Annotated in this window: 16 protein-coding genes; 9 read left to right on the forward strand and 7 right to left on the reverse strand. The window is 72.4% G+C overall.

What is annotated here, in order from left to right; all coding sequences use genetic code 11:
- Positions 1-11 precede the first annotated feature (11 nt).
- The 3 genes from OG361_RS35810 (at position 12) to OG361_RS35820 (ending at position 4,876) form a co-directional block, all read left to right on the forward strand.
- Positions 12-1,136, forward strand: a complete 1,125-nt coding sequence (locus OG361_RS35810; protein WP_384562655.1) for an AAA family ATPase — start codon at positions 12-14, stop codon at positions 1,134-1,136.
- On the forward strand, positions 1,133-4,099 hold the full coding sequence (locus OG361_RS35815; protein ID WP_405860306.1) for a DUF5682 family protein: 2,967 nt from the start codon (positions 1,133-1,135) through the stop codon (positions 4,097-4,099). The genes OG361_RS35810 and OG361_RS35815 overlap by 4 nt, the downstream gene beginning before the upstream one ends.
- A gap of 81 nt (positions 4,100-4,180) precedes the next feature.
- Positions 4,181-4,876 (forward strand): 2-phosphosulfolactate phosphatase, encoded by a 696-nt coding sequence (locus OG361_RS35820; RefSeq protein WP_405860308.1) that lies wholly within the window; start codon positions 4,181-4,183, stop codon positions 4,874-4,876.
- Between the two features lie 112 nt (positions 4,877-4,988).
- Here OG361_RS35820 and OG361_RS35825 read toward each other — a convergent pair whose 3' ends face one another.
- The 4 genes from OG361_RS35825 to OG361_RS35840 are packed head-to-tail and all read right to left on the reverse strand — an operon-like array spanning position 4,989 to position 10,645.
- A complete protein-coding gene (locus tag OG361_RS35825) occupies positions 4,989-6,323 on the reverse strand; it encodes an MFS transporter (RefSeq protein WP_405860310.1) in 1,335 nt (444 codons plus the stop codon).
- Between the two features lies 1 nt (position 6,324).
- Complete coding sequence (locus OG361_RS35830) at positions 6,325-8,187, reverse strand: condensation domain-containing protein (protein WP_405860312.1); 1,863 nt, start codon at positions 8,185-8,187, stop codon at positions 6,325-6,327.
- Positions 8,181-9,488: a DUF6271 family protein gene (locus OG361_RS35835; RefSeq protein WP_405860314.1), complete on the reverse strand. Its 1,308-nt coding sequence runs from the start codon at positions 9,486-9,488 to the stop codon at positions 8,181-8,183. Before OG361_RS35835 ends, OG361_RS35830 begins: the two co-directional genes overlap by 7 nt.
- Positions 9,470-10,645, reverse strand: a complete 1,176-nt coding sequence (locus tag OG361_RS35840; protein WP_405860316.1) for a phytanoyl-CoA dioxygenase family protein — start codon at positions 10,643-10,645, stop codon at positions 9,470-9,472. Before OG361_RS35840 ends, OG361_RS35835 begins: the two co-directional genes overlap by 19 nt.
- A 429-nt stretch (positions 10,646-11,074) precedes the next feature.
- Between OG361_RS35840 and OG361_RS35845 the strand changes: the two genes are divergently transcribed.
- The 3 genes from OG361_RS35845 to OG361_RS35855 are packed head-to-tail and all read left to right on the forward strand — an operon-like array spanning position 11,075 to position 12,853.
- Positions 11,075-11,932 carry a hypothetical protein gene (locus tag OG361_RS35845; RefSeq protein ID WP_405860318.1) on the forward strand — a complete coding sequence of 286 codons (858 nt, stop codon included), beginning with the start codon at positions 11,075-11,077 and terminating at the stop codon, positions 11,930-11,932.
- 56 nt (positions 11,933-11,988) lie between these two features.
- Positions 11,989-12,246, forward strand: coding sequence for an acyl carrier protein (locus OG361_RS35850; protein ID WP_405860320.1), 258 nt, complete (start codon positions 11,989-11,991; stop codon positions 12,244-12,246).
- Between the two features lie 10 nt (positions 12,247-12,256).
- Positions 12,257-12,853 carry a 4'-phosphopantetheinyl transferase family protein gene (locus OG361_RS35855; RefSeq protein WP_405860322.1) on the forward strand — a complete coding sequence of 199 codons (597 nt, stop codon included), beginning with the start codon at positions 12,257-12,259 and terminating at the stop codon, positions 12,851-12,853.
- A 204-nt stretch (positions 12,854-13,057) separates the two neighbouring features.
- Here OG361_RS35855 and OG361_RS35860 read toward each other — a convergent pair whose 3' ends face one another.
- Both OG361_RS35860 and OG361_RS35865 read right to left on the reverse strand, forming a co-directional pair.
- On the reverse strand, positions 13,058-13,915 hold the full coding sequence (locus OG361_RS35860; protein ID WP_405860324.1) for a hypothetical protein: 858 nt from the start codon (positions 13,913-13,915) through the stop codon (positions 13,058-13,060).
- A gap of 106 nt (positions 13,916-14,021) precedes the next feature.
- Positions 14,022-14,549: a MarR family winged helix-turn-helix transcriptional regulator gene (locus OG361_RS35865; protein WP_405860325.1), complete on the reverse strand. Its 528-nt coding sequence runs from the start codon at positions 14,547-14,549 to the stop codon at positions 14,022-14,024.
- Between the two features lie 142 nt (positions 14,550-14,691).
- Between OG361_RS35865 and OG361_RS35870 the strand changes: the two genes are divergently transcribed.
- Entirely contained in the window at positions 14,692-15,963 is a 1,272-nt protein-coding gene (locus tag OG361_RS35870; RefSeq protein WP_405860327.1) for an MFS transporter, read from the forward strand.
- Position 15,964: 1 nt separating this feature from the next.
- On the opposite strand, the gene OG361_RS35875 is transcribed toward OG361_RS35870, so the two are convergent.
- Positions 15,965-17,854, reverse strand: a complete 1,890-nt coding sequence (locus OG361_RS35875) for a bifunctional serine/threonine-protein kinase/glutamate ABC transporter substrate-binding protein (RefSeq protein ID WP_405862628.1) — start codon at positions 17,852-17,854, stop codon at positions 15,965-15,967.
- A 249-nt stretch (positions 17,855-18,103) separates the two neighbouring features.
- Between OG361_RS35875 and OG361_RS35880 the strand changes: the two genes are divergently transcribed.
- Positions 18,104-19,189, forward strand: coding sequence for an AI-2E family transporter (locus tag OG361_RS35880; protein ID WP_405860329.1), 1,086 nt, complete (start codon positions 18,104-18,106; stop codon positions 19,187-19,189).
- A gap of 71 nt (positions 19,190-19,260) precedes the next feature.
- A complete protein-coding gene (locus OG361_RS35885) occupies positions 19,261-19,941 on the forward strand; it encodes a hypothetical protein (protein WP_405860331.1) in 681 nt (226 codons plus the stop codon).
- Positions 19,942-20,073 lie beyond the last annotated feature (132 nt).

Below are 20,073 nucleotides of genomic sequence, written 5' to 3' on the forward strand. Positions count from 1 at the left end.
AGGCCCTTCGCATGTCCGACCTGCTCCGCGCTCCCGCCGAGATCAAGTACGCCGAGGAACTCGACTGGCTCGAGTCGATCGACGACAACCCCAAGCCCTTCTCCTGGCGCCTCTCCCCGAAGATGGTCCGCCTGTTCATCCTCGGCTCCGAGCGCGCCGACGGCCTGGACCGGGAGGTGGCGCAGAAGTGGTTCGGCGACCGCAGCCTCGTCGAGCGCTCCATCGTCACCCTCGCCTCCGACCGGGGCCTGCTGCTCATCGGCGACCCCGGCACCGGCAAGAGCTGGCTGGCCGAACTCCTCGCCGCCGCCATCAGCCGCAACTCCACCCTCGTGGTGCAGGGCACCGCGGGCACCACAGAGGACCACATCAAGTACTCCTGGAACGTGTCCATGGTCATCGCCAAGGGTCAGTCGCGGGAGTCGATGATCCCCTCGCCGATCATGACCGCGATGGAGACCGGCACCATCGGCCGCTTCGAGGAGCTGACCCGCTCCACCAGCGACGTACAGGACGCCCTGATCTCGATCCTCTCCGAGAAGTACGTCTCCGTCCCCGAACTCGACAGCGACGGCGGCGGTGACAACATCGTCTTCGCCAAGCCCGGCTTCTCGATCATCGCCACCGCCAACAGCCGCGACCGGGGCGTCAACGACCTCTCCTCCGCGTTGAAGCGACGCTTCAACTTCGTCCGCATCCCGGTCGTGACGAACAAGAAGAGCGAGGCGGAGATCGTCCGCTTCCGCACCGAGGAGCTGCTGCGCCGCCACCAGATCGAACTGGACGTGCCGCCCACCCTCCTCGACGTCCTCCTCCAGAGCTTCGCCGATCTGCGCGCCTCCTCCGCCGCGGCCGGCAGCGACGACGAGAAACTGGAGTCCGCGCTCTCCACCGCCGAGCAGATCGGTGTGCTGGAGGACGCCGTCCTGCACAGCAACTTCTTCGGCGAGCGGGCCCTGACCGCCCGTACCCTCGCCGCCTCGCTGGTCGGCTCCCTCGCCCGCCGCGAGCCCGAGGACCTGGCCATTCTCAACAAGTACCTGCACGGCGTCGTCGAGCCGCGCGGCAAGGAAGAGGGCGGCTCCTGGCCGGAGTTCCTGGAGGGCGGCCGCGACGCGATCGCCAAGCTGGCATGAGCGCGGCCCCCGAGCTCCGCGCCGCCCCAACCCCCTTCGCCGCGCTGCGAGGTCAACTCCACCAGGCGGCGGCGGAGTTCTCCGGCGGAGCGGACGCCCTGGAAGGCATCCTCCTCGGCATGGTCGACGACGTCGACCGGGCGGCGGGCGAACCGCTGGAGATCTTCCCCGTCTGCCACCACTCACCCGCCTCTGCGCTCGCCATGGCCCGACGACTGCGCGAGAAGCAGCCGAAGGTCGTCTACCTGGAGCTGTGCGAGGACATGGCGCCGCTCCTGACCGAGCTGCGCAACTGCCGGCTCCCGGTCGCCGTCCAGGCGTTCGCCGGCGACATCGACGGCTTCCCGCCCGACTGGGCCCCGCTGTCCGTCGTCGCGCCGATCACCGAGGCGTCCGCCGAGTACCAGGCCATCGCGTACGCCCTCGACACCCCCGGCGTCGAGCTGATCCTCGTCGACCGCTCCTCCGACCACGTCTTCCAGTGGGACACCCGGCACGACCCGGCCGCGGACCCCGACCGCGCGGGCGAGGACACCGACGGCACGGCGGCCACGGGGACGAAGCCCGCCGGGACCGAACCGGAGGCCGCGCTCCACGGCGAGGCCGTCGGCGTCGAGATCGGCGACCTGCGGCCCCGGTTCGCCGAGCTGGAGGAGCACCTGCTGCGCCACGGCAAGGTCCGGCACTGGTCGGAGTGGTGGCACCAGTACGTCGAGGTACCGCTCGGCGACAGCGACCACGACACGTACCGCCAGGTGATGTTCCTCATCGGCAGCCTCTTCCGCCGGCTCGCCCCGGGCGACGGGGACCGGGTGCGCGTCGACGAGGACCGCGAGCGGTACATGTGGACGCGGATGCGCGAGCACCTGGCCGCGACGGGCACCGACCCGGCGGACTGCCTCTACGTCTGTGGCGCCTTCCACGCGGCGAGCCGCGTCGACGAGTTCGGCGTGCACGGAGCCGACGGCTTCGAGATCTCCCCGCGCACCGCCACGAGCTGGCAGTACGGGCTGATCCCCTCCAGCCACACGGCGATCGAGGCCCAGTTCGGCCTCGCCTCCGGCTCGGTGTCGATCGCGGCGACCCAGTGGGCGAAGAACCTCAAGCGCACCGGCGTGAAGCCGTACCGACTGGAGGGCCAGGCCGGTACCAAGAAGCCCCGACCGAGGAAGACGGCGGCGGGGACCGCCGTCCCCGCCACGCCGGTGAGCGCGGACGACCGTCTCTCGGGCTTCCTGCGGCGGCCACCGGTCGTCGACACCCTGGACGAGGCCGAACTGCTCGGCTGGTCCGTGGACATCGTCCGAGCCGCCCGCCGCAGCGGTTACCTCGCCTCCACGGCGGACGCGATCGCCGTCTTCGAGACCTCGATCCTGCTGGCCGGCATGCGCGACCGGGCCAAGCCGACGCCGTACGACTTCCAGGACGCGGCGGTCACCTGCATCGAGAAGGACTCCGTGCCCGGGCGCCGGGACGTGCGCCGCCTCGTCGAGATCATGATGGGCGGCGACCGCATCGGCCAGGTCGGCTACGACGCGCTGCCGCCCCTCGCGCGCGACGTGTACGACCGGCTGGCGCCGCTGGAGCTGAACCTCCAGCAGCGCGGGGTGCGGCGGGCCCTCCTCGACATGGCGTCCCGGCCGGAGCTGGAGTCCTGCTCCGACGTGCTGTGGATGCTGCGCCGCCTGATGCCGCCCGGCGCCGCCCGCCCCATCATGGGAGAGCGGCGGCTCGGCGAGCGATCGATCCAGGAATCCTGGGACCTGTCGCTCGGCACCCACCAGCGGGCCCTGATCGAGCTCGGCTACGAGGGCGTGAGCCTCGGACAGGTCCTGGAGCAGCGCCTGCGCCGCACCGCGTACGGGCCGCAGGCGACGACCGCGGAAGTGCTGGAAGCGGTCGCGGACGCGACGCTGTACCTCGGCGGCCGGCGGCTCGCCGAGGAGCTGGGCACCCGGGCCCTGGAGGTCCTGGCGGCCGAGCGCACGGTGGACGGCGCGCCCGAGGTACTGCGCCGGGTGCGCGGACTCCTCGCGTACTACCGCACGAGCGAACCGGTCCTGCCACCGTGGATCGAGTCCTTCGTCAGAACCGGATACGCGCACTACTGCACGCTGCTGCCCACCGCGTTCGGGGACGAGGACGCGACGGTGGGGCAGGTGGCCGCGATGCTCGGTTTCCTCTTCAGCATGGAGAGCCTGGCCCTGTCGCTGGGCTGCGACAGGACACAGCTCGAACTGGCGGTGGCGCAGTCGCACCCGCGGGACCCGGCGAAGACGGCACTGCTCTGGGCGGCGCAGGTGCAGCTCGGCACCCTCTCCAGGGGAGAGCTGAGGGCGCGCTGCGACGAACTCCTCTCCAACCCCCTGGTGGTGCCCTCCTACCCGCGCTACCTCAGCGGTTTCGTCCATGCGCTCGAACCGGTTCCGGGGCTGGCGGACGTGGTGGTGGAGGCCGTCTCCAACGCCTTCGGGAGACTTCCCGACGACGTCCTGCTCCCGTGGCTGCCGGTCCTCATCACGACCCTGCGGTCGAACGCCGCGGAGCTGGCCCCGCTGCTCATCCGCGAGGCGGGACGGATCTTCCCGGCCCGACTCGCGGCGCTGGACGCCTGGGTCCCGCCGTGGCGACAGCGACCGCAGACGGCCCCGACCGCGCGCGCCCGCCCGCACTCACCGACCCCACGCGGTGCGGCGCTGCTCCCCGCCTACCCGGCGACCTGCGACGCGGTCGCGGATCTCCTTGGCTGCGTGGACGGATGGGCGCCGACGGACGGGCCGCCCCGGGGTGCGCCGGGCGTGGCACTGCTGCCCGCCCACCCGGCGACCTGCGACGCGCTGGCGGAGCTGCTTGGCTGCGACTCCCCGTGGGCACCGGCCGGCGCGGCACCCCGTACCCCGTCCCTGACGGCCCGCCACCCGGACACCGCCCGAGCGGTGGAGTCCCTGCTGACGGGCTCGTGACCCCGGCCCCGGAGGATGCCGTCGATGTGATGCGCATCACTGCCCGGGTGCTTCGGGTCGGGCATGCGCGATCATGATCGGATGGACGCTCGTTTCCTTGGCATCACCGAGCTGGTCGAAGCCCCATCCGTGGCGGTCGTCGTCGACGTCATGCGTGCTTTCACGGTGGCTGCCTGGGCCTTCGCCCAGGGGGCGGAAAAGATCGTTCTTGCCGAGTCGCTGGACGAAGCCCTGGCGCTCAAGGCTTCCCATCCGGACTGGGCGGCGCTCAAGGACGGTCCGCCCGCGCCCGGGTTCGACATGGTCAACTCGCCGGGCCTGCTGCGGTCTGTCGACCTTGGCGAACGGACCGTCGTACAGAAGACCACGGCAGGCACCGTCGGCGCCCTTGCGGTGAAGGATGCGTCGCTGGTGCTGTGCGCCGGCTTCGTGGTGGCGGAGGCGACGGCTCGGCTCCTGCGGACACGCGAGTGTGCCGATGTCACGTTCGTGGTCACCGGCGAGGACGGGCACGCCGATGAAGATCTGGCGTGCGCTCAGTACATCGCTCGGAGGGCCACCGAGGCCGGGACGGACGCGGCTGAGTTCCTCCGCCGCGCCGGCGAGTCGCGCGCCGCGGCCGAGCTGGCGGAGGGGGTGCGTCAAGGAGTCCATCCTGATGACGTCGCACTCTGTCTTGAGCTCGACCGGTTCCCCTTCGCCATGGTGGCGACCTTGGAGGACTCGCTCATGGTCCTCCGTCCGTGCGCCGTGCCTTCGCTGACCGACGAGGCTTGAGCCGCCGGCCAACGACGTCACGTTCGCCGGACGCGGAGGCGCGGGTGGCCGAGACGCCGAGGGCGGACCCGCCCTCGCCCGCCCGCCCTCGCACCGACTCCGATCAGGACCTTCAGCGCCCCCCGCTCCGGGCCTCCGCCCCGGGCTCCACATCGGTCTCCGCCGCCGGGTCCGAGCCCGGGTCCGGGTCCGTGTCCGACGCGGTCGAGCCCTCCGGTGCCCGGCCGAGCGCGCGGATGGCGGGGACGGCGAGCATCACCGCGATGAGGACGAGGCCCATCACGGAGGAGAAGAGCAGGACCCGGTCGGCTCCGTAGGATTCGGCCGCCGGGCCGGCCAGTGCCCGGCCGAGGGGGATGACCATGATGGATCCGGCGACGTCGTAGGCCGAGACGCGGCTCAGGACGGTCAGCGGGATGTGGGACTGCACGCTCGTCGCCCACATGACTCCCCAGAAGGCGAACCCGCAGCCGGCCACGACACCGGTGACCGCCGTGAGGGTGAACGACCAGCCGAGGGCGGGCGCCAGGGGGTTGAGGGAGAAGAAGAACATGGCGCAGGCCCCCGCCACGAGCGGGCGACGGGGCCGCACGCGCATGCCGAGCAGACCCCCGACGATCGTGCCGGCACCATCGGCGGAGGCGATCCAGCCGTAGCCGCTGGCCCCGTGCTGTTCGGTGAGGAGCGCAGCGCCCAGCGGCAGGGCCGGGCCGAAGACGAACAGGCCATAGACGGCCCAGACTGCGATGACCCCCCAGAGCCAGGACCGGGCCCGGAACTCGTGCCACCCGGTGGCGAGCCGCTGCCACAGAGGGTCGGCGCTGTCGTCCTTGGCGGTACTGAGCTTGCGCAGGGGCGCGAGGCCCAGCGCGCTGAGCGCGTACGCCGCCGCGATGAAAAGGAAGGAACCCGCCACGTCCCAGTAGGCCACGAGCAGGCCGGCGAGACCGGGACCGAGCAGGGTGCAGATCGACTCGGAGATCCGCAGCAGCGCGTTGGCCCGCTGAATGTCCTCGGCGACCTGCGGGACCATGCTCGCCAGGCCGGGCTGGAACATGGCGGTCGCGGCCCCGCTGAGCGCCAGCAGCGCCATGATGTGCCAGAGCTTCACACCGTCGGTGGCCAGCAGCGCGGCCAGCGCGAGCATCGCCACCATGCGCACCACATCGGCGCCGACCATCATCACCTGTGGGGTGAACCGGTCGGCGAGCACGCCGCCGATGAGCACCAGCAGCACGATCGGCGCCATCCACGCGGCGAGCGCGTAGCCCACGCCGCTGGCCCCGTACCCCGCGCCGAGCACGGCGGTCGTCAGCGACACCATCAGCATGCCGTCGGCGAGCAGCGAGGTGCTGCGGGCGGTGAAGAACAGCCGGAAGCGGCTCGACCGCCACGGGCTGGGGAGCGGGTCCGGCTTCTGCCGGACGGTCACGTCATCCATCGTCATGTCACATCCGCCGGTCCCGGCCGGTCCCTTCGCTGAGAATCTGCTGCCGGAGCCACGCGCCGCTCCGGTCGGCCTCCGCCGGCGGGTCCTGGACGATCACGTACCGGCGGGGAGCCAGCAGTCCGGGGTGGCCGGGGAGGGCGTCCATGAGTGCGGCGTGGGCGCGCGCCGGTGTGAGTGGGGAGTCCCCGGCGGCCACGAACGCGGTGAGGACAGGCTCGGCGTCCCCGCCGTCCCCCGCCTCCCTGGCGTCCCTGGCGTCCCCGGCGTCCCCGGCCTCCCCTTCGCCCGGTCCGACGGACGGTCCGGATGCCGGTCCGACGCCCGGTCCGTCGGCCGGCGGGAGCTCCGTCGTGACGTGTACGGGTACGCCGTCGAGGGCCCGGCTCAGGGCGTCCGCGATGGCGGGCGGCGAGATCCAGGAGCCGTCCACCCGCTGCCACTCGGGGCCGCGCTCGACCGGGCCGACCCCCGTCACCTCGGTGAGCTCCGTGAACGGCACGTCCCCAGTGGCGGCGGCTTCGAGGAGCCGTACCAGGCCGGTGAGCAGGCCTTCCGCCTGGTCCCGCGTGAACAGCGCGGGGTCGGCCCACATGCCGAGGCGGAGCAGGGGGTCCGTCTCGTGGACGAAGGTCAGGACACGGGTCGGCAGAACCTGCTCCGGTCCCCAGCTCAGCTCCAGTTCCGGCCCCGCGCCGTCGCCCGTGGGCGCGTCGGCGAGGGCGGAGGGGAGGGCGGTGGGGAGCGTGCTCACGTCGTTGAACACGATGTCGCGCGCGAACTGGCTGCCGCGCTCGAAGGTGGTCCTGCCGATCATCTCCCACAGGCTCACCGAGTCGAACCGGCTGTGCCGGTAGGCGTCGAGAGCCGCACCCCACGCCTTGCTGAGGAGCGCGTCGAAGGAAGGGACCCGTATGTCGAGCGAGAGCAGCGCGTCCTGGGAGAGCGTGTTCACCGAGCGGACCAGCCGGGGCGCGTGCCGGTTGGAGGTCGGCACGGCGGCGACGCACGAGCTCTGGCCCGTACGGTGGGCGAGGAGCGCGCACCAGGCCGTCAGCAGCACGGTCGCCGGCAGACCGCCGGTGCGTTCCGCCACGCGGGCCAGGGCCCGGGCGCCGCGCCGGGACCGCAGGGTGAGCTGGGGCGTGTGGATGTCGGTGCCTTCGGCGCCCGGCTCGGCGAACATGGCCTGCGGTCCGCTGCTGATGATCCGTTGCCAGTACCTCAGCGAGGCCTCGGACTTGCGACGGCCGGCCGGGGTCGCCTCTTCGGCGGCCAGGTCGAGCGGGGTGAGCGCCGTCGAGTCCGGGAGCGGCTCGCCGGAGAGCAGCGTGAGCCAGTCCTCCTTGAGGACGCCGAGCGCGCTGACGTCCGTGACGGCGTGGCTGGCCGCCAGGGCGACGAACGCCGGTGCGCCGTCGAGGGCGACGAGGGAGATCCGGAGGGGGAAGTCCCGGTCCAGGTGGAAGCGTTCGTCGCGGGCCCGCCGCGCCAACGACTCGGCGTACCCGGCGGGGTCGGGGGGAAGTTCCCGGTGGTCGAGGACGGTGACCGTGAAATCGCCCTTGGGGGCGACGACTTGCTCTCGGGGCGCGGTGCCCGGGTCGTGGGGGAACGTGGTGCGCAGGGCCTCGTGCCGTTCCGCCAGTTCGCGCAGGGCGTCGATCGCGGCTTCCATCCCGGTTCCGGCGGGAACCGGCCACACGTCGTGGATGTTGATGTGCGCGGGCTCGTCCCGCAGGATGCAGCGGATCATGTTGGCCTGCCCCATCGTGACGGGGCCCCGCCGCTCCACGCCGCGCTCGTAGGTGACGGTGACGGCGCGTCCGTCCTCGAGCCGCGAGAAGTCTCGCTCACTCACCATGTGATGCCTTTCACGGACTTCGTGGAGCGGGTCAGAGGTTCCCAGGCGTCGATCAGGAGGGCGAACTCCTCCATGTCGCCCCGGGCCTCGTCGAGGAGTCGCTCGCGGTCGGCGGCGAGGACGTCCGCGGCCTCCGCGTAGCGTCCGCCGAGCTTCCGATAGGAACGGTCGACGACGTCGAGCCGCTCGGCGTTCTCGACGCGGTCCAGCGCGGTGCTGTCCCTGACGAAGCCGGCGACGACGGAGGCGCGGACCTGGCCCTCGGTGTCGAGCAACTCCTCGGCGGCCGCCGCCATCCGGGCGTACACGGCGTTGAAGTACGGGGCCGAGAGGAGGAACTTCGCGAGCCGCACCTGGTAGGCGAGGAAGCCGGCGTCGGTACGGCGTTCGCCGGTGTGGAAGTTGACGATGTGGCGGTTGTGCAGGACGCCGGGCAGCCGGGCGTCGTGGACCACGTGGATGAGGAAGTAGTCGCTGCCGATGGTGTCGGTGGCGGGCGGAAGCGGCACGCGCCCGTAGACCTCGCGGGTGAAGCCGATGTTGCACATGTCCACACGCATCGGGTTCACGCTGGTGAGCGTGGTGCGGTCGCCGGTGAAGGCGGCGGTCCCGGCGCCGCGGAAGGACTCCTCGATCAGGTTCCTGCGCCAGATCTCGGGATAGCCGTCGGGGACCGACAGACCGACGACGTCGTGGTAGACGGAGGGGTCGAGCCGTCGGATCTCCTCGACGTCCACGGACATCTCGCCGACGAAGGAGCCGCCGACCATCGCCACCGGCCGGTGCGCGTACGCGGGGTCGAGTCTGCTCCTGGACACGAGGCCCGCCACGTCGGAGGCCCGGCGTCCCAGGGTCGTCAGCTCGTGGTGGAGGGGGAAGACGGGCCGGCCGTCCAGGGACTGGTAGCGGCTGTCGGAGTCCCGGCGGTGCACCGAGTCGCAGCCCAGGGCCTCCGCGATCAGGAAGGCCCGGTTGGTGCAGGCGCCGTAGGAGACGCGGGACGGAAGCACGAGGTCGAGCATCCGGTCGGGCGCGTCGACGCCGGACCGGGAGATCACCTTACTCAGGAAGGTCCGCTGCTCGGTCTCGTCGAGGTGGTGGACGACGACTCCGGGGGCCGGGGGCAGGGCGGCGACCGCCTGCCGGTGCTCGGCGATCACCGGGGCCTCGGAGGAGTCCAGGACGAGGAGGTGCACCTCGACGTCGAAGTGGCGGGCGCCGTGGGCGGCCTCCTCGGCGACCGCCCTGATGGTCTCGGCGCAGGACCGGTTGGTGGGGAGGGTCAGACAGACGCGGCGCACGACGGGTCTCCGCTCTGACCGCCGGCCGTCTCGCTCGTGCCGATGGCCGATGCGGTGGCCGTGCCGATGGCCGTGGCGGTGGCCGTGGCGATAGCCGCTTCGGTGTCGGCGTCGGTGTCGCTGTCGTGCCACGAGGTGAGCCCGAGGAGGCGGCTGCCGAGCTCGGTCAGCTCCGCCGTGGGGTAGCGCTTGGACTCGTGGAGCACCGGGTCGCCGACCAGGGTGCGGTTCCAGCGGGGGGTGCGCAGGTGCCGCCAGGACTCGACGCGGGACCGCCGCAGCCGCTCGTGTTCCTCGAGGGCCGGCATCATCGACAGGTACTGGACGGCCCGCACTCCGTTCTCCGAAGTGTTGCGGGCCACGCCGTGGGCGAGCAGACCGTTCCAGATGAGCAGGTCACCGGGGTGCAGTTCGGGTCGTACGACGGGGAGTTCCGTCCGGTCCACGTCGGGGCGGAGCGGGTCACGGCCGGCCGGCTGGTCGACCTTCCACTCCTCGAACTGCCGGAACAGCTCGGGGTCGCACTGGAATCCGCCGGTCTCCGGCCGGGTGTCGTTGAGCGCGATGATGCCCTGCACGCGCTGCGGCGGGACGCCGATCGTGGTGTCGATGTCCCAGTGCAGCTCGATGTCGAAGCCCCGGTCCGTGGGCTCGATCAGGGCGCGGTCGCGGTTCCCGACGTTGGGCGGATTGAGGTTGAGCCGGTCCAGGGTGACCCACAGCTCCTCGCAGTCCCAGACGTCGACGAAGGCGTCGTACACGCGCTGGGCCTGGCGGCTGTTCCAGAGCAGCTGGTGGTGGTACGCCTCGACGAATCCGTAGACGTGCAGCTGCTGGTCCAGCTCGGAGCGGAACGGCCGGTCCTCGTACCAGCTCTCCGGCCGGTCCGGGTCGAGGCCCTGGAAGTCCCAGGTGAAGTCGAGCAGTTGCCGGGCCGCCTCCGCCGGGATGGCCTCCCGGACGATGACGTACCCGTACGTCTGCCAGTGCGCGAAGTCCTCCTCGGACAGTACCCGCAGGGGGCGCGACTTCTTCAGCTCCCGCAGGGTGGTCTGTGCGAGGTAGGACTCGCCGTCCGCGCTGAAGTACGGAAGGTCGGACGCCGCTCGGTGGAGATAGGGGCGGCGCGGGCGACCGTGGGGGGCAGGTGTCGTCATGTGGTCCCTCCAAAGCGGGAGTCAGGGCCTAGGGGGTGTCCGGCGGATCAGGGCCGGACACCCCCTAAGACGGTCACCGCCGGTTACGCAGAAGCATTGGTTTAGACCATAGCTGCTGTCAAGTGGCGTCTCGATATGCACAGTTGTGTCGCTTTCAAGATCAAAAAGACCGTCGGTTGGTGTTCACCACTCAGTCAACTTTGGTCTAGACAATGTCCGAACAGCTGACCTAGGGTCTTCCCTGAGCAGCTCCGGTCACCGGCCCGACGGGCCATGGGTCGGCCATCGCTGCGCCCGGTCGACGGCGATCGCTCCACGGCCGTTCGCACCGTCGTGATCAGGCAGCGGCGACTCCGTCCTGCCCACCCGGCCTGCCGGTCCCGGCCGACGCCCCCGACTGTTCGCCCCACGCTGAGAGGGAGCGGTTCCATGAACACATCCAGCATCACCGCCTTGCCGGACGGCGGCCTGAAGAACCCCGGCCCGGGCCTGCTCACGCTGGACCCGGTGCACACCGCCCTGCTGCACGGCCTCGACGCGCTGCTGACCGGGCTGGCCGCACGGCTCTCCGCCCCCGAGGTGGTGGGGCCGCCGCTGCTCTCCGTGGAGGGCCTGGCGCGCCTGGACTACTTCCGTAACTTCCCCCATCTCGGCGTCTCCGCCGGACGGTTCACCCCCGAGGCGCTCGACGGCCTGGCGGCCGGTGAGGCGCCGGGCGAGCTGCCGCTGAGTCCGACCGGCCACCTGCTGCCCTCCGCCACCTGCTACGGGCTGCTGCTCTCCCTGGAAGGCCGGGACGTCGGCGAGGACGGGCTGCGGCTCTCCGCGACCGGCCGCTGCTTCCGCAACGAGACCCACTACGACGGACTGCGCCGCCTGTGGGGCTTCCACATGCGCGAGGTCCTGTACCTCGGCACCAAGCAGGGCTCGGTCGAACACCTGGAACGGGGCGCCGAGTTCATCCAGGAGCTCGCGGGACGCCTGGGCCTGGGGCTGACCCGCGCCACCGCCGACGACCCCTTCTACGACAGGGGTGGCTCCCGGGCCCGGCTCATGGCGCTCGACCCGGTCAAGCACGAGTTCAGCGCCCCGGACGGCACGGCCATCGCCTCCGTGAACCGGCACCGCAACTTCTTCGGCGAGCGGCTGGACATCCGGGCCGGCGCCCAAGGGCCCGCCTACAGCGCCTGCGTCGCCTTCGGCGTCGAGCGCTGGGTGCACGCGATGATCCTCACCCACGGCACGCCCGAGCAGGCGCTGGAACGACTCCAGGACGCCCGGGCCTGACCCCGCTTCCCTCGACCGTCGGAAACACCCGTACCAGCAAGGAGTGACCCCGCACCATGGAACGCATCGCCGCGTGGCTCCACGAGAAGAACCCCGGTCTCGACGGCCCGATCGACGTCGACGAGGACCTCATCGAGGCCCGTCTCATCGACTCGATGGACTTCCTGGAGTTCATCGACCTCCTGGAGGAGATCTCCGGCGACAGCATCGACCTCCAGGACGTCACCATCGACGACTTCCGCACGCTCGGCCGTGTGGAGCGGCGTTTCCTGACGGCCCCCGGAACGGCCGCCGCCCCGGCCGCCGCCGGGTGAGCACGCGCCCGTGACCACGGCGCTGGCCGCGGTCGCGACCACGGCGGAGGTCCTGGCCCACCCGGAGCTGCACGAGGCCCTGCTCGAACCGTGGGAGCTGCGGCGGCTTGCCGCGATACGGGTGCCGAGCCGCCGCGACGACGTGCTGGCGGCGCGGCTGCTCCTGCGTCTGTGCGTCGCCCGGTTCACCGGGCGGCCTCCGGGGGAGTCGGCCCCGGCCCAGTTCTGCGACGGGTGCGGCAAGTCGGGGCACGGGCGTCCGTACCTTCCCACCCACCCCGGGGTGGGAGTCAGCCTGAGCCACGCCGACGGGCTGGTCGCGGCGGCCGTCGGACCCGGCCCCGTCGGCATCGACGTGGAGCCCTCGACACGCCGGCCCGGCCCCCTGTCGGTACTGAAGCGGCTGCTGCCCGCCGCCGAACTGCGTGAGGCCGGCGCGCGGCCGGACCCCGGCCCTGCGCTGCTCCGGCTGTGGGTACGGGAGGAGGCCCTGCTGAAAGCGGGGGAGGGTGACTTCGGGCTGCTGGAGTGGACGGACCGCCGGCGGTCGGCCGTGGTCACGGTGGCCAGCGCCGCCCCCGCCACGATCCTCGAGGTCGGCCCGTGAGACCGGGAGCCCGGGAGAACTTGGACGGCACGAACGGCTCGGACGGCACGAACGGCCCGGACGCCGCAGACAGCCCGGACGCCGCTGACGGCTCGGACGCCGCTGACGGCTCGGACGCCGCAGACAGCTCGGGCGACCCGGACGGCCCGGGCGTAGCGGATGTCGCCGACGCGTGGAGTCGGCCGCCGTACGGAACCCGGCCGGTCAGGCCGCCGAGCCCCACGCCGTGGTCAGCCCGTCCAGCCACGCGGGCGGCAACTCAGCGGCGTCCCACTCCTCGTGCAGCGCCGACGGCGCCACGGCGAGCCGCTCCAGCACGGCGACGCTGGTGGGGGAGTGGACGAGGGAGTAGCGGCCGTGGATCGCGATGGCGCTGCCGGGTCCGTACTCCGCGTACAGCCGCTCCAGGCGCGCGCGATGGGCCGAGGCGAACTCCGTCAGCCTCCCCGCGTACCCCGCCCGCTGCCTGGGGCTCATCGTGCCGAGGACGGCGGTGAGCACCTGTTCGGTGGCGTCGGGGTCGAGGTCGGAGACGGCCGTGTACGAGAGGTAGAGCGGCGTCACCGCCACCTTCGCCCGCTCCACTTCGGCCCTCCCCACGGGAGAACGGTCGTCGGGAGAGGCGACCGTGGGATCGGGGGCGATGGCGTGGCGCAGCGTGCGTTCGGCGATGTCGGCGAGCTCGTCGGCGACGGCCCGCCTGCCGTCGAGGCGGCCGGACGCGTAGGCTTCGGCCTTCTCGGCCGGAACGGCCTGCCGGCCCTCGCCGACCACCGAGTTCTCGGCTCCCCGTGCGCCCGTGGTGCCCGCCGTGCCTGCCGCGTTCTCCGTACTCTCCGCGTTCTCCGTGATCTCCGTGCGCGCCGCGTTATCCGTGCTCTCCGTGATCTCCGTGATCTCCGTGTGCGCGAGAGCGAGCGCGCCGGCCTCGACGAGCCCGATCAGCTCCTCCGCGTCGCCGGACCAGACTCCTGCCCTGGCAAGCAGCTGGAGGAGCGTCCTCCTGGCGTTGAGGACGCTGACGGCGTCCAGCTGCTGCCGTCCCTCTTCGGCGGCGTTCATGGGCTCCTCCTCGCCTCTCGCACACACCCTGTCAGGGGACGCGCGCCCCGCCCCGGACACTAGCAGCGGCCGATCAACGGAACGTGGGACCCGAAGGGCGCGGCCTTCACATGATGGTGGTGTCGCCGAGGGAGACCAGCAGGCGGCGCAGCTTCCCCGCCAGCTCCTCGCACTCCTCCCGGTCGAACGGGCCGAGCATGCGGGCCTCGTTGGCGAGGTGGTCCGCCATGTAGGCGCGGGTGACCTCGTGGCCCCGCTCGGTGAGACGGATCCTCACCGAGCGCCGGTCCTCGGTGTCCCGGACCCGCTCGACCAGGCCCTTGGCCTCCATCCGGTCGATCCGGTTCGTGATCGCTCCGGAGGTCACCATGGCCGCCTTGCGGAAGGCCCCCGCGGTCAGTTCGTACGGGGGGCCCGAGCGCTGCAGCGTGCTCAGTACGTCGAACTCGCCGAGCTCGAGCCCGCGCTCGGCCGCGAAGGTCCGGAACTCCTTCTCCAGCGCGACGCCGAGGCGCTGGAGCCGGCCGAGTACCTCTACGGGCCACAGCGCGTCGACCAGATCGGGGCGCTCCTCCGCCCACTGCCCGACGATGCCGTCGACGGCGTCGGTGTGCCCGTCCTTCGAGTCGCTCATGCCGCTCTCCTCCGTACCTTCCCTCGTACCTTTCCTCCGCGTCGGACCAAGGTATCTCAACGTTGAATCACTTGACGTTGAACGAGCGGCGATGTTTTTATCTCAACGTTGAAATTATCAACCTTGAACGGATGGAGTTCGTGTGTCCGCCGCCGTCATCTCCACACCCGGTACCACCGCTTCCGCCGCACCCCGTCGGCCGTCCGCCCTCTGGCTGGCGTTCCTCGCCGCGCCGATCGCCACCGGAGCCAACGCACCCGTCCTGATCCTTCCCGACATGGCCCGGTCGCTGGGCGTCTCCACCACGGCGGCGACCTGGACGGTCACCGTCTTCGCCTGGGCCATGACCGTCGGAACGCCCTTGTTCGCCGCCCTCGTCCGACGCCGCGGTCTGCGGGCCGCCCTCCTCGCCGGCGCGGTCCTCGCACTGGTCGGTACCGCGCTCGTCGCGAGTGCGCAGTCGCTGCCGTTCGCCCTCCTCGGCAGGGCTGCGCAGGGGGCCGGCGGGGCGGGGCTGGTGGCCGTGGCCATGAACCTCGCCGGTTCGACGCGTCGGATGGGGGCGATCACCGCCGGATTCGGCGTACTGGGCGCAGTGGGGCCGCTCGTCGGATCGACTCTCGCCGACGCCGTCGACTGGCGCGCCTCACTCGCCCTCTCGGCCCTCGCCCTCCTCGCCGTGCCCGCGGTCCGGCGTCACACGGCGACCGCCGCGCCGGATCGTGCCGCGCGGAGCCCGCGCGCCGCACGAAGTGGGTACGCCCCACAGGGCCCGCACGCCGTTCCGTTCGACGCCGTCGGTGCCGGGCTCGTCGTGGCCGTGGTGTCCGCGCTGGTCCTTCTTCCGACGGCTCCGCTCGCCGGCGCGCTCGCCGCCGCGGTCGCGTCCGTACCGCTCGTCCTCCACGTACGGCGCCGTCCGGACGGTTTCGTACCCGCCGCCGTGCTCCGCTCGCGGGCCTTCCTCGGCTCGGCCCTCCTCGCGTGCGCCTTCTCCACCTCGTACTTCGTGCTCCTGTTCGCCCTTCCCGAGCTGGTGCGGCAGCGGACGGGATGGAGCACCGAGGTCATCGGCGCGGGCCAACTGGCCGCGCTCCTCACCGGCTCCGCGCTCTCCTGGCTCCTCGCCGCCACGGCGGCGCGGCTGGGCCACCGAAGGGCGCTCACCCTGCTCGTCACCCTCGGCGCGGCGGCACCCGTGACCGCCGCCCTCGCCCCCTGGGGGCCGGCGCTGCTCGTGGCCGCCGCGGCCGCCGTGTTCGTCGCGACCGGCAGCAACGCGGTCCTGTCGGTGCACGTCGCCCGGCACGCCTCGACCGACCGACGCCCCGCCGCGATCGGTCTCTTCGTCCTCTTCTACCAACTCGGCGGAGCGCTCGGCCCGGCCCTCGCCGCCCTGCTGGTCCTGGCCTGAGTCACCGGAACGGGCGGGCGGCGTCCACGCCGAGGAGCGGCAGGTTCTCCTCGACGGCCGTCTTCCAGTGGCCTTCGGCGACCATCCGCTCCAGCGCGGTCTGGATCCTCGCCTTGAGCGGGCTGTTCTTCGGAAGGCCGACGCCGTACGTCTCCTCGGTCGTGCGGAACTCGGCGAGCTTGAACTTGCTCCGGAACGCGTCCTGAGTGGCGTACCCCGCGAGGATGACGTCGTCGGTGGTGACGGCGTCGACCGCTCCGGAGGCCAGGTCGCCGACACAGCGCGCGTACGTCTCGTACTCCCGGAGCTGGGCCTGCGGGGCGAGATTCGCCCGGATGTTCTGGGAGGCGCTGGAACCGGTGACGGCGCAGACCTTCTTGCCGTTCAGGTCCGCCGGGCGGCTGACCGCGGTGTCGTCCGCCCGCAGCAGGACGTCCTGGTGGGCCACGAGGTAGGGGCCGGCGAAGTCGATCCGGCGCTTCCGGTCCTCGGTGACCACGTACGTGGCCACGACGAAGTCGACGTCACCGCCGGTGAGAAGGGGCTCGCGGGTCGCGCTGCTCACCTCCTTCCACGTGACGGCGGCCGGATCGTGACCGAGAGCGCGGGCGAGGTACCTCGCCACGTCCACGTCGAGTCCCGAGTAGGTGCCGTCCGTGTTCTTCCAGCCGAGCCCGGGCTGGTCGAACTTGATCCCGATGGTGATCCCGGAGGCTCCGGCAGGCGTGGAGGAGGAAGGCGACACGGAGGACGAGACGGAGGACGACACCGAGGACGGCGCCGGGCTCGCGCCCTTGTTGCCGTCTCGTTCTCCGTCTCCGTCTCCGTCACCGTCTCCGTTGGGGAGCAGACTCCAGACGAGTACGCCGATCAGTGCCGTCGCGGCGACGGCCGCGGCGTACACCGGACCGTACTTCCTCCTTGCCGGGCCGGGTGGAGCGACCCGGTACGAGGTGGGGTCGCCGGGCGGCACGCGCGGCGGCGGCGGAGGCACGGGCATCGGCGCGGAATGCGGCACGGGCGTCGGCGCGGATGCCGGCGCGGGGTCAGGCCCGGCGCTCGGTGTGGGGCTCGCGGTCCGGCTCTCCACCTCCGCGAGCAGGCGGTCCAACGCCTCGGCGTCCGGTCGCGCCGCCGGGTCCCGCACCAGGACGTCCGTCAGTGCCCGACTGAGCGGCCCCGCGTTCCGGGGCGGCGGCACGTCCTCGCCAAGGACGGCCGCGAGCGTGGCCAGCGTGTTGGCCCGCCGCAGCGGATGGTGGCCCTCCACCGCGACGTACAGCATCATCGCCAGCGACCAGAGGTCGGCGGCCGGGCCGCCCTCCTCGCCGCCCACCCGCTCGGGCGCCATGTAGTCGGGCGTGCCGATGATCGATCCGGCGGCGGTGAGGGCGGTAGCGCCGTGCATCGCCGCGATGCCGAAGTCGGTGAGGACCGGCCGGCCGTCCGGTCGCAGCAGCACGTTCGCGGGCTTGATGTCCCGGTGCTGGATGCCCGCGGCGTGTGCCGCCCGCAGGCCGGCCAGGACGCCGCGCCCCAGCGTGGCCGTCTCGGCTGGAGTGAGCGGGCCCCGGTCGAGCCGGTCCTGGAGGGAGCCGCCGGTGACCAGTTCCATGACGAGCCACGGGTACGTGGTCTCGCCGCCGTCCACGATGTGATGGATGGTCACCACGTGCGGGTGGGCGATCCGGGCGAGCGCCCTCGCCTCGCGCAGGACACGGGTGCGCAGCGCGCGGGCTCCCTCGGGGTCGTACTCGGCCAGCGCCGGGTCGGGCGGGCGCACCTCCTTGAGGGCGACCTCGCGGTGCAGCGCCGTGTCCCGCGCCCGCCACACCGTTCCCATGCCGCCACCGCCGAGCCGTGCCACCAGCTCGAACCGACCGTCGACCACCCGCGCCACACAGCCCCCTCGCCCCGACGCGGCCCCCGGCGGGACCCGGTCCCGCGGAGTCGGCCGCCACCCCGCCCCGACTCTGCCACATCCGGTCGGAGGGAGGGGAGTCGATCGATGGGGTCGTCGTCGAGGACCTTGAGGCATACATACGTGACCCGATCCGGCACCACGGCCGACCCCCGGCTGACCGGGCGAATGTCGGGCCGGGCGCGTGGACCGGAGCGCCTCCGGTGGTACGTCGTCGCCATGCAGCCAGGCACAGCACCGCCGGTGACCCCGTTCCTCCGTACGGCCGCCGCGTACGCGTGGCGACTGCTCGTCGTCGGTCTGCTCGTCTACAGCCTCTTCGCTTTGCTCGGCCGCTTCCACGAGATCGGCGTGGCCGTGTTCCTGGGCCTGGTGATCACCGCGCTGCTGCGCCCGATCGCCGACGTGGTCGCCCGGGGCCTGCCCCGGCCGGTGGCGGTCGCCCTCACCCTGATCGGCGGCATCGCGCTCGTCCTCGGTGTGCTCGCGCTGGTCGGAGAGGCGGTGGCGGGGGAGCGGACGACGCTGGTGCGCGAGTTCCGGGTGGGCATCGGCCGGATCGAGGACTGGCTGGGCCGACCGCCGTTCCGGCTCGCCCCGGAGGCGCTGTCCGACGTCCAGGCCAGGATCGGACAGTTCCTCGCCAGCCATCGTTCGGCCCTGGTCAGCACGGCGCTGAGCGGGGCGGGTCATCTGGTGGCCGTCCTCACGACACTGGCCCTGGCGCTGTTCTGCGCGGTGTTCTTCATCCAGTCGGGGGACCGGCAGTGGGGGTGGTTCCAGGAGCAGCTGCCCGCGTCGGTACGGGACCGGGTGGGGATCGCCGGGCGCGCGGCCTGGCGCACCTTCACCGGCTACACGCACGGGATCGTGCTGGTGGCCGCGGTCAATGCGGTCCTGGTCGGCATCGCCCTCTGGCTCCTCGGGGTGCCGCTGGCGGTCCCGCTGGCCCTCCTGGAGTTCGTCGCCGCCTTCGTCCCGCTGATCGGGTCGCCGATCGCCCTCGCGGTCGCCGCCGTCGTGGCGCTCGCCTCACAGGGCCCGCTGGTGGCGGCGATCGTGATCGCCCTGATCGTGGTGATCGGCCAGATCGAGGGGCACCTGCTCCACCCGCTCGTCATGAGCTGGGCCGTGCGGCTCCACCCCCTGGTCGTCGCCATCTCGGTCATCGCGGGCTCGATCGCGGCCGGCATCGTGGGTGCGGTGGTCGCCGTACCGATGGTGTCGGTGGTGTGGTCGGCGCACACGGCGCTGCGGGAGGCGCGCGCAGCGGCGCGCGAGCGACCGGCCGACGGTGAGAGTTAGGGTCGATCGGGGCTGCCGGTGCTGCCGGGGCTGGGGCGGGCGGCCATGGATCCGACGGGGGGAAGCTCAGGATGACGAGCGGCACCACGGGCGACCCGACAGGCGATACGACGGGCGGCGCGACACGCGGCGCGACGGCGAGTGGCACGGCGACGACCGACTCGATCACGACCGACTCGATGACGCGTGAGCGGGTCCTCGCGGTCTGCCGGAGCAACTGGGAGTACCGGGGGATCGACGACGCCTCCGTACGCGCGATGCTCGCCGAGCTCGCCGTACGCCTCGACGAGGCGGCGGCCACCGGGCGCACGCCACGGGAGGTCGTCGGCGCGGACATCAAGGCATTCGCCGCGTCCTCGGCCAGGGCGCGGACGCCGCTGCGCCGGCGCGTCCTGCGGATGGCGGCGCTGGTCCCCTTCGCGGCGGGCGTCGTGCTGCTCTTCTCGCATCTGATCGGGTGGACCGCGGTCCTGGAGATCACCCCGGGCAGGATCGCCTTCTGGGCGGCCCTCGGGGTGGCCACGGTCGCTCTGGAACTGCGCCGCGGGGCGCTCGGGCTCGGCAAGGAGTGGCTCGTCGGCTTCGCCGCCGGCCTGCCGGCCCTGATCCTCGCCGAGTGGCTGGCGGGCCCCGAGCCACTGTTCGGCATGCCGCTCTGGGGCACGGTGCTGCTGACGATGCCCGGGATCGCCTGCCTCGTGGCCGAGCGCCGGAGGGGGAAGTCCGTGCCCGGAGAGCCCCCGCAGGCCTAGGGGCCACCGGGTTCGGGGGCCCCGCGCGAGGGGCCCGCCGACCCGAGAATCGAGTTGGTTCCGTGTCAAAGCGACTGCCCGGCCATTCCGTGATAGAGTAGATACCAGTTGCAGTTGTGGTTCCCATAGACT

Source organism: Streptomyces sp. NBC_00090, from assembly GCF_045160815.1.
Lineage (GTDB): Bacteria > Actinomycetota > Actinomycetes > Streptomycetales > Streptomycetaceae > Streptomyces.

What these genes read in the sequence shown, in the direction of transcription:
- OG361_RS35810 (WP_384562655.1), top strand. Translation starts at nt 12, where the DNA reads ATGTCCGACCTGCTCCGCGCTCCCGCCGAGATCAAGTACGCCGAGGAA.
- OG361_RS35815 (WP_405860306.1), top strand. Translation starts at nt 1,133, where the DNA reads ATGAGCGCGGCCCCCGAGCTCCGCGCCGCCCCAACCCCCTTCGCCGCG.
- OG361_RS35820 (WP_405860308.1), top strand. Translation starts at nt 4,181, where the DNA reads ATGGACGCTCGTTTCCTTGGCATCACCGAGCTGGTCGAAGCCCCATCC.
- OG361_RS35825 (WP_405860310.1), bottom strand. Translation starts at nt 6,323, where the DNA reads ATGACGATGGATGACGTGACCGTCCGGCAGAAGCCGGACCCGCTCCCC.
- OG361_RS35830 (WP_405860312.1), bottom strand. Translation starts at nt 8,187, where the DNA reads ATGGTGAGTGAGCGAGACTTCTCGCGGCTCGAGGACGGACGCGCCGTC.
- OG361_RS35840 (WP_405860316.1), bottom strand. Translation starts at nt 10,645, where the DNA reads ATGACGACACCTGCCCCCCACGGTCGCCCGCGCCGCCCCTATCTCCAC.
- OG361_RS35845 (WP_405860318.1), top strand. Translation starts at nt 11,075, where the DNA reads ATGAACACATCCAGCATCACCGCCTTGCCGGACGGCGGCCTGAAGAAC.
- OG361_RS35850 (WP_405860320.1), top strand. Translation starts at nt 11,989, where the DNA reads ATGGAACGCATCGCCGCGTGGCTCCACGAGAAGAACCCCGGTCTCGAC.
- OG361_RS35860 (WP_405860324.1), bottom strand. Translation starts at nt 13,915, where the DNA reads ATGAACGCCGCCGAAGAGGGACGGCAGCAGCTGGACGCCGTCAGCGTC.
- OG361_RS35865 (WP_405860325.1), bottom strand. Translation starts at nt 14,549, where the DNA reads ATGAGCGACTCGAAGGACGGGCACACCGACGCCGTCGACGGCATCGTC.
- OG361_RS35880 (WP_405860329.1), top strand. Translation starts at nt 18,104, where the DNA reads ATGCAGCCAGGCACAGCACCGCCGGTGACCCCGTTCCTCCGTACGGCC.
- OG361_RS35885 (WP_405860331.1), top strand. Translation starts at nt 19,261, where the DNA reads ATGACGAGCGGCACCACGGGCGACCCGACAGGCGATACGACGGGCGGC.